Here is a 13,855-nt window from a genome sequence, read left to right as displayed (position 1 = left end):
ATTAGGAGTGGGCTCTTTACCTCGCCACTTAACGGTTCATAACTCATAACTCTTAATTCAACATGGAATCTACCCTCCGCATTGCCTGTTCACGCAGTAGCCTTCAACAGGTGCGTGACTTCGTGCGGAGCTACCTCAGTAGCCGGCAGCTGCCCGATATCACAGTAAACCAAGTCGTACTGGCTATCGATGAGGTGGTGGCTAATTTCATTATCCACGCTAATGGGGAAAATGAGAGCCAGTTCCTCGACCTTCAACTGACCCTCGATAAGCACGACCTGAACGTGGAAATTGCAGATTATGGCGATACCATTTTCCTGCCCGCTCCCCACCAAAGCCCAGACCTGCGCGATTACATTCGTCAGGGCCGTAAAGGTGGCATGGGCATGGCCCTAGTGAATCGCCTCATGGACCGGGTCGAATTTTTTACCCGGGGCAACCATACCGTTTGCCACTTGAGCAAGCATTTAGCTTAACCCCCAAATTAGCGGTACAAGCCCCTAGCCTCTGCCCTACATCAGCGCTTCAATTGCCCGACAAGCCCCCTCTTGGTACATCCGGGAGGGGGCTTGCTCTTGCTTGGGCCAGTAAACTTCTCCTTGATTTCTATTGATTAAAGGCCCGGCAGTGTCCCAGAGCCTTGCTCATGGGCTCTGCGGAAATTACTTGCTTATTTCCCCCCGGAAATTAGTTAATTTCGCACCGATAATTTCATGCCCGCGCTATTGATTTCTTTCGGCGCGGTGTTGTCGTCTCCTTCTTTTTACTATGCACAAACGCATTCTGTACGTCGGCGCTGCCGTCGTTACGCTGCTGGCAGGCTGCCAGACTTCTAAACCGGCTACCACGGCCAGTACGAGTTCTACCGCCGTCGGCCCCGCCGTCGAAACGCTGGGTGACTACCCGGTTCCGGCCAATGAGTTTGCCTACGTGTACCGCAAAAACAATAGCTCAGCCCCCGACTATGGCACTCGCCAGAGCGTGACCGATTACCTGGACCTGTACACAAACTTCCGCCTCAAGGTGCTGGAAGCCGAGCAGAAGGGCCTCGATACTACCCAAGCCTTCAAGCGGGAGCTGGACGGCTACCGCCAGCAGCTCGCGCAGCCCTACCTGACCGAGAAAAGCGTGACCGACCAGCTGGTGCGTGAAGCCTACGACCGCATGAGCCAGGAAGTCAATGCCTCGCACATCCTCATCCGGATAGCGCCTGATGCCGCGCCGCAGGACACACTGGCCGCTTACCAGAAAATTGAGAAAATCCGCCAGCAAGTACTGGGCGGGGCCGATTTTGCCCAACTTGCCCGCACTGAAAGCGAAGACCCGTCGGCCAAGGAAAACGCTGGTAAGCTGGGCTACTTCACCGCCATGCAAATGGTGTACCCCTTCGAGTCGGCAGCTTACAAAACGTCTGTGGGTCAGGTTTCAGCGCCCATCCGCACCCGTTTTGGCTACCACATTATCAAGGTAAACGACAAGCGGGCCGCGCAGGGCGAAATCAAGGTGGCTCACCTTATGATTCGGATGAACGCCAACGCCGCCAAGGCCGACTCGCTCACCGCCAAGAAGAAAATTGATGAGTTGTACAACCGCCTGAAGAAAGGTGAAAACTGGGACAAGCTCGTGGCCCAGTTCTCGGAAGATGCCGGCTCGGCCGCCAACGGGGGCGAGTTGCCGCCCTTTGGTACAGGCCGCATGATTCCTTCTTTTGAGGAGGTAGCCTTTAAGCTCCAAAAGCCCGGCGACATTGCCGCTCCGGTGCAAACGCCCTATGGTTGGCACGTTATCAAGCTGATTGAGCGCCAGCCACTGGCCAAGTTCGCCGATGTTGAGTCGACCCTGAAGAGCAAAGTAGCCAAGGATTCGCGTTCAGAGCTGAACAAGGCCGCCTTCCTAAAGCGCGTGCGCCAAGAAGACCAGTTCGTGGAAGTTCCAGCCGTGAAAACGTATGCTTTCAGCAAGGCGGATACTACCCTGGTAGCTGGCCGCTATAAGTACACAGCTCCCACGGCAGTAGCGAAAGGCAGTAAAACGCCCACTGATAACTCGACCCTGTTCACTATCAAGGGCAAGCCTTACTTAGTAAAGGACTTCCTGACCTACGTGCAGCAAAACCAGCGGCCCCGCACCGGCGCGCAGCCAGCTTTTGCCATGCAGCAACTCTACGACCAATACGTAGACCAGTCGCTGACCGAGTTCGAGAAAAATAGCCTGGAAACCAAGTATGAGGATTACCGCATGCTGGTGAAGGAATACCGCGACGGCATTCTCCTATTTCAGTTGATGGATGAGAAAGTATGGAGCAAAGCCATTGAGGATACGGTCGGACTCAAGAAATACTTCACCGCTAATCAGGACAAATATCAGTGGGACAAGCGCGTGCAAGGCACTGTGATAAACGCAGCTACCCCCGCACTGTTGGCTCGCGCTCAGAAAGAGGTGAAAGCTGCTCGTTTCCCGATAACCAAGAACGTCCCGAAGTCTGTAGGCTTTAGTTCTGATAAAGCCCTTTTTACTAAAGTAGGTAACTTGGCGATAAGTGACTTAGCCAAAACCATGCTCCAAGACACGCTTTCCCGTGTTACGCTTACTGGCCGGGTGAAGAAGGGCGAAAAAGCCAGTCTGGCCCGCGCCCGCACCGACTCCGCCGCTCGCTACCTGCGGGGGCGGGGTGTGGCTGCCCGCCGCATCAGCAAAGTGGTGCAAGCAGCTCCCGCCGCTGATGGCAGTGTGCAGATTGCGCTGGTAAGCGGTAGCCCCACCGCCATTGAAGCCGGGCTGAACGAGCAAAATCCGCTATCGGTGCAAATCAGCCAGCGCATTTTCCAGAAAGGTGACAATAAAGTGGTCGATGACTTAATGGACAAGACTCCGGGTACCTACAACGTGCAGAAAGACGGCCGCTACTACGCCGTGACCATCACCAAGGTCCTTCCCGCGGGCCCGAAAACCCTCGCCGAAGCCCGCGGCCAAGCCACTTCCGACTATCAGACTTATCTGGAGAAAGAGTGGATTACGCAAATGCGCGCTGCTCGCCCAGTGAAGGTGAACGAGGCTGAAGTAAATAAATTAGTCACCAAGTAAATAGGCTATAGCACAAAGCCTTTGCTTCGCGGGCCCACGCCGTTGAAACCACCTTTCGACCGATGCGGGCCCACGAGGCAAAGGCTTTGTGCTACTCTGCAACCATCCGAACCTGACCAGACTCCTTGTTTTTGTCTGCCAACGGATTTATGGTGAAATTTGTGGGCTCGTTCGTGTGTTATGCGGCGTGTTCCAAGCTCCGGCACCTAGCCATTGGGCTTTACATTATTACTCTATGCTTTTTAAAGTGAATCGCACTGCGGCGTCGGCCCTGCTTACGCTGCTGCTACTACTGGGCTTTGCCCGCACTTCCCAGGCCCAATTGGGCATCAGCCGGCCCAAGGGGCAGCAGTTGCTCGATGGTATTGTGGTGAAAGTGGATAACCAGATTGTTCTCCGCTCCGATGTGGAGCTTATCTACGGTCAAGAAATAGCTCGCGCCGAAGGCAAGCCCGTTCCGCCGGATTTGAAGTGCAAAATTCTCCAAAGTCTGGTACTCAATAAGCTGATGCTGGCCCGGGCTGAAGTAGACTCTGTAACTGTGACCGACCAGCAGGTGAATGGCGAGGTAGACCGTCGCATGGCATATTTTGTGCAGCAAATCGGCTCAGAAAAACGGCTTGAGGAGCAATACAACAAGCCCATCAAGGCATTGAAAGATGACCTGCGCCCACAGATCAAAGACCAGCTCACGCAGCAAAAAATGCAGGAAACCATCACCGGCAAGGTGGCGGTGACGCCCCGCGAAGTGGCCCAATATTTCAGCAAAGTGCCCAAAGACAGCCTGCCATACTTCAGCACCGAAGTGGAAGTAGGGCAAATTGTGATACCGGCTCAGGTAAATGATAAGGCCAAGCAGGCCGCCATTGCCAAGCTCAACGACATCCGGGCGCAAGTACTGGCCGGCGCCGATTTTGCTACGCTGGCCAAGCAATACTCCGAAGACCCTGGCTCGGCTAAGGAAGGGGGCTACCTCGGCTTCTTTAAGCGTGGAGAATTGGTGCCGGAGTATGAAGCTGCTTCGATGAAGCTGGAGCCCGGCCAGATGTCGCCGGTAGTGCAGTCCCAGTTTGGCTTTCACCTCATCCAGTTCATTGAGCGCAAGGGCAATACGTATTCCACGCGTCACATCCTGCTCAAACCTGAAGCTGGCGCCGCTGACGCCAGTGAGGCTGCCAAAACCCTAGCTAAGCTGCGCCGTCAGATTCTGACCGATAGCGTCAGCTTTGCCAAGGCAGCTAAAGAAAACTCTTCCGATAAAGCCAGCAGCGGCAACGGCGGCCTGCTTCAGAACCGCCAAGACGGCAGCTCGCGCCTGCCCCTCGACAAGCTTGACCCAGCCATCTTCTTCACCATTGATACCATGAAGGTGGGCCACATCACCCCGCCCCTGCCCTACCGCACCGACGACGGCAAGGATGCGATGCGTATCCTGTGGCTAAAATCGAATACCCCGCCTCATCAAGCCAACTTGCAGGAAGACTATCAGAAGATTGCCGCCGCTGCCCTGAACGAGAAAAAGAACAAGGCCTTGGACGAGTGGTTTCTCAAGAACCGCGGTACAGTCTACCTGGAAATTGCCCCCGAATACGCTCAGTGCAAGGTGCTGGACGTAGCGGAAAAGTAGATTTTTGAGCTGCTGGCGGACCGCTAGCAGTTTCTGTCGGCACAGCTAGAGTTGCTGGCCGACTCCCCGTCAAAATTAGAATTTCTGCTGGCTAAGAGCTGGCAGCTACTAGCTAAGAGCTTTATACATGACCAACGACAAAGAAGCCGCCGATGCCTTGGCCGCCTCCTTCCAGAAGCTGCGCCAAGAGATTGGTAAAGTCATCGTAGGACAGGACGAAGTGGTTCGGCTAGTGCTTACCGCCGTGTTTTCGCAGGGCCATAGCCTACTTGTGGGTGTGCCCGGCCTCGCCAAAACCCTGCTCATCCAAACCATTGCCGACTCGCTGGATTTGTCGTTCAATCGCATCCAGTTCACTCCCGATTTGATGCCTAGCGACATCGTAGGCTCAGAGACAATGAATCAGCAGCGGGATTTCCACTTTGTGAAAGGTCCTGTGTTTGCTAACATCATTCTAGCCGACGAAATCAACCGGACACCGCCCAAAACCCAGGCGGCCCTACTGGAATCGATGCAGGAATATGCCGTAACCGTGGCCGGGCAGCGCTACGCGTTGGCCCGCCCATTCTTCGTGCTGGCCACCCAAAACCCCATTGAGCAAGAAGGTACCTACCCGCTGCCCGAAGCCCAGCTCGACCGGTTTATGTTCAATATCGAGTTGGGCTACCCGACCTACGCTGAGGAGTTGAACATCGTAAAAAACACGACCTCCGACCGCAAACAGACGGTTAACAAGGTGTTGCACGCGGCCGATATTCAGGCCTTTCAGGAGTTGGTGCGCCGCGTGCCGGTAGCCGACAATGTAGTAGAATACGCGGTTAATCTGGTGCACAAAACCCGCCCCAATACCGAGCGCGCCGCTCCCCGCACTAATCAGCTGCTGGAGTGGGGCGCTGGCCCCCGCGCCTCCCAGCACCTTATTGTGGGAGCCAAGTGCAACGCATTGCTCAACGGCAAGTATTCGCCCGATATTGAAGACGTGCGCGCCGTAGCCGTACCTATCCTGCGCCACCGCCTCGTGCGCAACTTCAAAGCTGAAGCTGAAGGCATCGGCGTAGAACAGATTGTGAAAGAACTTTTATAGTCCCTGGTGCTTGGTTGGTGGTGCTTGATTTTCTTTGGCATCAATTTCCAAGTACCACCAACCAAGCACCAATAGAGTGGAAGCCCAAGCCTACTACCAGCAATTTGAGCGCAACGTGCGCATCATCCTCGACGCATTGGCTGCTGGCCTCAGCCTACGCACGACCGCCCTTGAAACCAGCCTGCCCATTGAAGTATACGTGCTGTGTGAGGTGCTAAATCAGGGCGCCGGCGAAGAATTCCGCCTTACCGCTAGCGGCGTGGCCCGGCTAGCAGAGTTCCAGCAACAGTTTATGCGGCACGAAGGCCAGACGCTGGCTGCCATGGAACGGGTGCTGGCCGACAAGCGCGGCACCATGCGCACCCCCGAGGGCCGCGTCTTAGTGAAAGAAATGCTCATCCGCCGGCTAGAGTTTTTCAACGAGGCGGCTCGGCAAGTGAATGTCATGCGGACACAGCAGGCTCTAGGCAGCCCGAGCCAGTATGAGGGTGTGAATAAGTAATCAGGCATCAAAATGCTTTGCAAACAGGTCCGCTCCAGTTACTTGAGGCGGACCTGTTTGCACTTATTCCAGCTTATGAGAATAAATCTTACAATGTGGGTAGGTAATGCGCCTTCAGCTCAGCATGAAGCCGGTATTACTCACTGCGCACCGTGGCCTACCATGCGGCCAGCATTATCGTGACGCACTTCGGTATGGCCGTCCTTGCTGTGTAGAAGCAACAATTCGCCTTCGGGCTCTTTTTTAAGGTCGCTGGGTACTTCCGCGCCGTGCGCGCCTTTTGAGTTTGTGACGCCGCCATCAACGAAATAAATGGCGCCGGTTACGTAGCTGGCCTCATCCGAATCGAGGAAGAGATATACGTTGGCTACTTCCTCGGGAGTGCCGCGTCGGCCCAGAGGCACGCCGTCCACAGTTTGCTTCTCCATTTTGGCGGTCATCGGGCCGGTTTCCTTATGGGTCCAGGCCGTGTCGATGGGGCCAGGACCGACTGCATTCATCCGCACGCCCTATTTGGCCTGCTCGGTCGCCACGCCTTTCATGAAAGCGTGCATGAAGCCCTTGGTGCCGCCATAGGGCGTGTTCATGGGCTCACCCATCTGCCCGGCTTCCGAGCCGGCCATGATGATGTTGCCCCGCGTCTTCTTCAATTCCGGCAGGGCCACGCGGGTCATATGAAAAGCCGTGTAGATATTGTTTCTAACCATGTACTCGAACGCCTCCACCGGGTACTTATCCAACTCTTCGGCGGCAGGAAAGGCCCCGGCATTGTTCACCAACACGTCGAGCTTTCCATAATGTCCCACGGCAGTTTGCACACAGGCTTGGGCAGTGGCTTCGTGCGAGAGGTCGCCGGTAAAGGCTACGGCTTGGCAGCCGGCAGCCGTAATTTCCTCGGCCACCGCCTGTACGGGGTCTTCGGGGAGCCCGGCCACTATCACGGCGGCACCCTCGCGGGCAAATTTTTTAGCAATAGCTTCGCCAATGCCCGCGCCAGCACCGGTTATGATGGCTATTTTTCCTGTGAGTCTGCCTTGCATGGGTTCTGTTAGTTTAGTTAGCCGCCAAGTGCTAGCTTGGCGAATGGAAAGGATAAAACCGAGGCCACGCCACGCATTCAACAGAGCTGGACGCTGAAGTCAGGCCGTTTTGGTTCTTACTTTCCAACCGAAGCCCTGGTTACTACGGCTGCATTTTTTCCGTATTTCTGCGTCATGTTGCCCCGCGCCCCGCTGCTCACCGCCCGCCTCTGCTTGCGCCCTTACGAACTCACCGATGCCGGGCCTTTTTTCACCCTGCTTCATGCCGACCGCCCCCGGTTCCGTGCCTCTTTCCCCGACCGCCTCCAGGCTGTGCGCGTCCCCGCCGATGCCACCGTGGCCCTACGCGCATTTGCGCAAGACTGGCAATCGGGTCGGTTCTACGTGTTTGGCATCTGGCACCGCACCACCGATGCCTACCTCGGTGACATCTGCCTCATGCCCCAGGCTAAAGCCCAAGCCGAAATCGGCTATTATCTGGCCGCTGCCGCCGAAGGCCACGGCTACGCTCGCGAAGCGTTAGAGGCCGTGGTCGCCTTTGGTTTCGGTACGGTGGGCAGCCAGCGCCTGCTCATCCGCTGCTTTGCCAATAACACCCGCGGCCAGGCAGTTGCTCGCGCTATCGGCTTCCAGCTCGAAAGCTCGCCCAAGCGCCCACTCTGGTTCCGCAACGCGGATACGCCGAGCAACATCCGCCGCTTCTGGCTCACGCGAGACAGTGATACCTGATGAAACGGGAAAATTACCTTACTCGAATTATCAGCAGGAAATATTTATCGCCTTAGTTGGATAGCCGTGCTACTGCCCCACACGCACGCGCCGGCCCACATTGCCCAGCAACCATTCCTGCCGGAAATTCAGATACACCCCAAACGAGAAATCCAGGAGATTGGCATTGAAATCGTAGACTGGCTCCACGCGCACGGTGAGGGCCGCCGCGTCCGAAATGCGGAAGTCGCGCAACAGGCGCACCATTAAAATTTGCCGGTTACGGTCGGTAAAATCTGGATTCGATACCGTACGCGAGACGCTTTGATAAAAGTCGCCTCCCAACGGCGACACAAAACGTTGCCCCTGCCAATAGCTCAGCATCACGTCGGCATAGCGGGTTTCGAGTGTGGTATTTAGGTACAGGCTACGACCGGACTTATAAGGGAGTCGGGACGTAAAAGAATTATCTTGGAAGCCAAGAAAGTAACCATTGAAGCGGAACCCTCGCACGTTCGAACCATCAAAAGCGCGTCGGGCGCTTAGTCCGGCGGCGGCGTTGAATAAGGTTTGCAGCGGCTTATTGAGCGTGTCAATCTGCCCTCCTTGGTGCGTGGCCGTAAACTGAAACGGCACGGAGACGTGCCAGTTACTACCGTCGCCACTAAGGCGGTAGCTGCTGCTAATGCCACCAGCAATTTCCTCCTGGTAATTGCTGTAGCGATACTGCTGGCGCTGCCAGTCTACCCACACATCCGCAAACAGCCGGCTACCGAGGTAGCGGTACTGCAAGCCCTCTTCCAAGGGGTTTAGAATTACCCGCTCAAAATTGAGCAGCGGCTCGATATATCCGTGGCTAAGATTAGGACGGATATTACCCAAAATGAACTGATGATGGCCCGTTGTCCAGGTGGCCCGGTACGTGGGTCGCACCTGTTGCAGCACTGGGTTGCCGAAATCTTTCCAGAGAAATACCCCCGCCTCCAAACGCAACTCTTTAGTTGGATAATAGACAAGCTGGGGGTTAAGCTGCGAGCCAAACAGCGTGTACCCATCCACAATCTTATTAAAATACTCGTTGTCTTTGAAAAAAGTGAATGAATTCAGAGACAGTCGCAAGTCACCAGCATCAACCCTGTTAGATAATGCCCGTGCTACATTAAAGCCACTGTTATCACTGTCCACAGAGTCAGTCAGCATTTCAGTAGATACCGCAGCATCGGCAGCACGGAGGTGCCTCAGGGCACCGGGCTCGGGCGAAATGAATGCTTGATTATTCAACTGCGCCTGCGCTTCTCCCACCCTAATTAGCACAAGCCCAACGAAAACTAAAATTTTTAGAAAATTTCTCATAAATTTCCCCCTTCTCCGGCACGAAACCACGGGGTGTGCTGTTACAAAAAGCCGACTGAAACGGGCCAGGTGCTGATTTCTCAGGCCATCTAATTCGTTTGCCATATTTGGCTATTTATCGGTTAACTTTACCAAACCTAACTCCTTTTTTATAACCCAACCCCAATGGCAGTAGCTACCGAAAAGGCCTCGAAAGCCGATAAGGCTGAAACCAACGTCGCCGCCGAGAAAATGAAAGCCCTCCAGCTCACGCTTGATAAGCTGGACAAGGCCTACGGCAAAGGAACCGTGATGAAGCTCAGCGACAACAAAGTTGGCGACATTCCGAGCATTAGCACTGGTTCCCTCAGCCTGGATATTGCCCTGGGCATTGGCGGCGTACCACGTGGCCGTGTGGTCGAAATCTACGGTCCGGAATCGTCGGGTAAGACGACCCTGACCATGCATATGATTGCCGAAGCGCAGAAGAAAGGTGGCATGGCCGCCTTCATCGATGCCGAGCATGCCTTCGACAAATCGTATGCTGAAAAACTTGGTATTGATACTACTAATCTCCTCATCGCGCAGCCCGATAACGGCGAGCAAGCCCTAGAAATTGCCGACCAGCTGATTTCTTCCGGCGCCATCGACATTATTGTTATTGACTCCGTGGCCGCCCTTGTGCCCAAAGGCGAACTCGAAGGCGATATGGGTGACTCGAAAGTAGGTCTTCACGCCCGCCTCATGAGCCAAGCCCTGCGCAAGCTCACCGGTACCATCAACAAAACTGGCTGCTGCTGTATCTTCATCAACCAGTTGCGCGAGAAAATCGGCGTTATGTTCGGCTCGCCCGAAACCACCACAGGTGGTAATGCTCTGAAATTCTATGCTTCCGTCCGTCTCGACATCCGCCGCATCGGCCAAATCAAGGAGGACAAAGACAATGTGACCGGCAACCGTACCAAGGTGAAAGTGGTGAAGAACAAAGTAGCGCCGCCCTTCAAAGTAGTGGAGTTTGACATCATCTACGGTCAGGGAATCTCCAAAGTCGGGGAAATCGTGGACCTCGGCGTCGACATGGGCATTATTGCTAAGTCGGGCTCGTGGTTCAGCTACGGCGACCAGAAAATTGGCCAGGGCCGCGAAGCCGTGAAAACCTTGCTGCTCGACAACCCCGAGTTGGCGGAGGAAATCGAAGGCAAAATCCGCACCATGGCTAAGGGCGACGAAGATGTTATCCCCGTGGATATGAGTGGCCCCGAAGATGGCGACGACACGTTGTAACCAGTTAAGAGTTACGAGGCAAGAGTCAAAACCTAAGTGACCTTAATTCCTGACTTCTAATCTTTAACTTCTTATAAAGAAAGCCCATTGCAAACCGTAATGGGCTTTTTTACGTCCGTATCTTTGAGCAATATCAGGCTGGCATTTCGTTTGTCTATGCTCTGCTTGAATCTTTTGCTGCTCTGTTTATGAATCGCCGCTGGCTTTTATTTACTCCTGCTATTTTGTTGCTACTGGCTGCCGCGCAGTCACCTTTGGGTCCTGGCGATGCCGTCCGGAGCGTTCCACAGTCCAGTTTCGGACGTGGCGAAACCATCAAGTATACTGTGCATTACGGGCTCATCAATGGTGGCGAAGCTACCGTTGAAACTGCTGGCAGCTTGGAACGCATAAACGACCGGCCTTGCTACAAAGCCACCGTGAGTGGGCGTACTACCGGCTCGTTCGATTTTTTCCTACGCATCCGCGACCAATGGCGGGCTTACATCGACACAACCAGCATTCTGCCCATACGCGCCCAGCGCGACATTGCCGAGAAGAATTACCGCAAGAAGGAAACGGTCGACTTTGACCACATCCACGACATTGCGGAAGTGCACGAGCAGAGAAAGGACAAGGATAAGCGTAGCAGTGTGAAGATAGCCAACAACTCTTTGGAGTTGGTAAGTGGCTTTTATTACCTCCGTACCATCAACTTCGACCGCATGAAAGTAGGCGAGGTTATTAAGATACCAGGCTTCTTTGATGGTGACAACCTTATGCTCGAAGTAGCCTATAAGGGTCGCGAAACCGTGGCGACCAAAGCCGGCGACATCCGCACCTTCAAACTAGTGCCCAAAATGCCGAACAACAAGCTCTTTCGTGGTGAGAACTCCATTTCGGTGTATCTCTCTGATGACCGGAATAAGATTCCGGTGTTATTTCAGGCCGAAATGTTTGTGGGCACCGTGAAAGTTGATATGGTAAAGTATCAGGGCCTGAAGTACAAGATTAACATGGCAAAGTAGCAACGAATTGTACCCTAATAGCCGGTAACTGCTGATAAACTATTTATTGAGGTTCTCCCTCTCTACACAAAATAGAAGGCAAATTATAATTGCTTTGAAGAGCTGTTTTCTCAAAAAGTGTTTCAAGGCGAAGTGAGTGAAACTAGCTTTATCTCAATTCCTTCTTATCCATCAAATCCCTTAAATTGACGGTCACACAAACGTAACATAGCCAGGGACGCGGACGGCGGTACTTTTGTGGAAGCAAAGCTCTGCTTCACTTAAGCCCTTAACGCCGTGACTGCTTCCAAATCGCCCGTGTACAAGATTCTCGTAGTTGACGACGACCCGGATATTGTTGAGCTACTGGAATTTAACTTAAAGAAAGAAGGCTACCAAACGGCTTCTGCTTCTGATGGACGCAAGGCGCTGGATATCGCCGCTGAGTTCAATCCCGACATCATCTTGCTCGATGTGATGATGCCCAACCTTGATGGCATCGCCACTTGCCGCCTCTTGCGCGAGCAACCTAAGTTTAAGGATACCTACATTTTGTTCCTCACTGCCCGCGCTGAAGAATTCTCTGAAGTAGCTGCTTTTGAGGCTGGTGCTGATGATTTTATTGCCAAGCCGATCAAGCCTCGCGCCCTGCTCGGCCGCTTAGCCGCCGTAAAACGCCGCGACCAAGACCCACACGCCACCGTCGATGCCATTGATATCAATGGCTTGCGTATTGATCGGACCGGCTTTGCCGTTTACCAGGAAGGCCGCAAAATCACGCTACCCAAGAAGGAATTCGAACTGCTGGCTTTCTTGGCCGCCTCGCCGCATAAGGTATTTAACCGCGAAGAACTGCTCCAAAACATCTGGGGAAATGACGTATTCGTGCTGGCTCGCACTGTGGATGTACACGTACGCAAAGTGCGCGAAAAAGTGGGCGACCACCACATCCAGACCATTAAGGGCGTAGGCTATAAGTTCAACGCCGATTAATTTTCCATTTACATTTAACAGTTATCATTTAACATCCTTGCGCGCTGTTTCAACTCCTGGCCGTACTTTTCCGGTCAGGGGTTTTCGCCTATTTAAATGCTAAATGTTAATTGCTAAATGTAATGAATCTTTCTTCTCGCACCATTGCCATTCTTATTGCGCTGCTGGTGGCGGGCGTGCTCACGACTTACGCCCATTTTGGGCCAATGCTGCCCTTTCGGGAAGCTTTTCTGGCGGCGGGTATCACGGTAGCCGCATGCTTCCTGCTGGTTTACTTATCATTTGAGGCGCTGATTTTCCGGGAGATTAACGGTATCTATGCCGGTCTGGAGCACATCAAGCGCAAGGAGTTCAAGAAGCTCAGCAACAAGTTTCTCTTTCGCCCCGAGCCGGTGAAGCGGGTGCGCGATGAAATTCTGCTCATGGCTGAGCGCCGCCAGCAGGAATTGGACGAACTGGTGCGCCTGCAAGCCCTGCGCCGCGAGTTTCTGGCCGATGTTTCGCACGAGCTAAAAACACCTCTCTTCGCTGCTCAAGGCTTTGTGCACACTATTCTTGACGACGAAGACGACGAAATTGACTTAACCACCCGTCGCAAATTCCTGAGCAAAGCCGCCGCTAGCCTCGATACACTGGATGCGTTGGTGCAAGACCTTGTCACCATTGCCCAACTCGAAAAAGGCGTGGTGCGGATGCGACGCCAGCGCTTCGACCTAATAACACTGGTACGAGAAATCTTCGAGTTGCTGGAGCAACAAGCCGCTCGCCGCGGGACTGCTCTCGAATTATTTCCGCCCTCGCTGCCGGAGAGCGGCATCTCGGTTGTGGCCGACCGCAACCGCATTCGCCAAGTGCTGGTGAATCTGATTGATAACGCTATCAAGTATGGCCGCGACCACGGACGGGTAGTGGTCGCACTTGTCGAAACCAGCCGTTTCGTGCGCATTGCTGTGCGGGACGACGGTGCGGGCATTGCTCCCGAACACCAGGGTCGCATCTTCGAGCGGTTCTATCGCATCGACAAAAGCCGCTCGCGCGACTCGGGAGGTTCGGGGTTGGGCCTGGCCATCAGCAAGCATATTGTGGAAGCCCATAAGTCCAATATCAAAGTAAAAAGTACAATGGGCGAGGGTACCACTCTGGAATTTAAACTGAGCAAGCCCAAAGCTGGCACTTAGAGCGGTTCTCAGGTTGATTTAGGGGTCAGGGTATATC

Annotated in this window: 11 protein-coding genes and 1 pseudogene; 10 read left to right on the top strand and 2 right to left on the bottom strand. The window is 54.1% G+C overall.

Annotated features, from left to right (window positions below; translation table 11 throughout):
- Nucleotides 1–62 precede the first annotated feature (62 nt).
- The 5 genes from WX88_RS21055 (at nt 63) to WX88_RS21035 (ending at nt 6,297) form a co-directional block, all read left to right on the top strand.
- Complete coding sequence (locus WX88_RS21055; RefSeq protein ID WP_046246400.1) at nt 63–476, top strand: ATP-binding protein; 414 nt, start codon at nt 63–65, stop codon at nt 474–476.
- 292 nt (nt 477–768) lie between these two features.
- Nucleotides 769–3,084, top strand: a complete 2,316-nt coding sequence (locus WX88_RS21050; RefSeq protein WP_046246399.1) for a peptidylprolyl isomerase — start codon at nt 769–771, stop codon at nt 3,082–3,084.
- A gap of 235 nt (nt 3,085–3,319) precedes the next feature.
- A complete protein-coding gene (locus WX88_RS21045) occupies nt 3,320–4,711 on the top strand; it encodes a peptidylprolyl isomerase (RefSeq protein WP_046246398.1) in 1,392 nt (463 codons plus the stop codon).
- Nucleotides 4,712–4,838: 127 nt separating this feature from the next.
- The gene (locus tag WX88_RS21040) at nt 4,839–5,795 is read left to right on the top strand and encodes an AAA family ATPase (RefSeq protein WP_046246397.1); all 957 of its coding nucleotides are present in this window, start codon (nt 4,839–4,841) and stop codon (nt 5,793–5,795) included.
- Between the two features lie 34 nt (nt 5,796–5,829).
- Nucleotides 5,830–6,297, top strand: a complete 468-nt coding sequence (locus WX88_RS21035) for a hypothetical protein (protein ID WP_156176323.1) — start codon at nt 5,830–5,832, stop codon at nt 6,295–6,297.
- A gap of 140 nt (nt 6,298–6,437) precedes the next feature.
- On the opposite strand, the pseudogene WX88_RS21030 reads toward WX88_RS21035, so the two are convergent.
- Nucleotides 6,438–7,337 (bottom strand): annotated as a pseudogene (locus WX88_RS21030) (SDR family NAD(P)-dependent oxidoreductase).
- Nucleotides 7,338–7,511: 174 nt separating this feature from the next.
- On the opposite strand from WX88_RS21030, the gene WX88_RS21025 reads away from it, so the two are divergent.
- Nucleotides 7,512–8,066: a GNAT family N-acetyltransferase gene (locus WX88_RS21025; protein ID WP_156176322.1), complete on the top strand. Its 555-nt coding sequence runs from the start codon at nt 7,512–7,514 to the stop codon at nt 8,064–8,066.
- 69 nt (nt 8,067–8,135) lie between these two features.
- Here WX88_RS21025 and WX88_RS30970 read toward each other — a convergent pair whose 3' ends face one another.
- Entirely contained in the window at nt 8,136–9,245 is a 1,110-nt protein-coding gene (locus WX88_RS30970) for a hypothetical protein (protein WP_197076882.1), read from the bottom strand.
- Nucleotides 9,246–9,563: 318 nt separating this feature from the next.
- Here WX88_RS30970 and recA point away from each other — a divergent pair, with 318 nt between their 5' ends.
- The 4 genes from recA (at nt 9,564) to WX88_RS21000 (ending at nt 13,818) form a co-directional block, all read left to right on the top strand.
- Nucleotides 9,564–10,661 carry a recombinase RecA gene (recA, locus tag WX88_RS21015; protein WP_046246394.1) on the top strand — a complete coding sequence of 366 codons (1,098 nt, stop codon included), beginning with the start codon at nt 9,564–9,566 and terminating at the stop codon, nt 10,659–10,661.
- 188 nt (nt 10,662–10,849) lie between these two features.
- Nucleotides 10,850–11,668, top strand: a complete 819-nt coding sequence (locus WX88_RS21010; RefSeq protein WP_072053069.1) for a DUF3108 domain-containing protein — start codon at nt 10,850–10,852, stop codon at nt 11,666–11,668.
- A 276-nt stretch (nt 11,669–11,944) separates the two neighbouring features.
- Complete coding sequence (locus WX88_RS21005) at nt 11,945–12,640, top strand: response regulator transcription factor (protein WP_197076881.1); 696 nt, start codon at nt 11,945–11,947, stop codon at nt 12,638–12,640.
- A 122-nt stretch (nt 12,641–12,762) separates the two neighbouring features.
- The gene (locus tag WX88_RS21000) at nt 12,763–13,818 is read left to right on the top strand and encodes a sensor histidine kinase (RefSeq protein ID WP_046246393.1); all 1,056 of its coding nucleotides are present in this window, start codon (nt 12,763–12,765) and stop codon (nt 13,816–13,818) included.
- The last annotated feature ends 37 nt before the right edge of the window (nt 13,819–13,855 follow it).

Source organism: Hymenobacter terrenus (assembly GCF_000972495.1).
Lineage (GTDB): Bacteria > Bacteroidota > Bacteroidia > Cytophagales > Hymenobacteraceae > Hymenobacter > Hymenobacter terrenus.
This window is presented reverse-complemented; position numbering and strand designations above follow the sequence as displayed.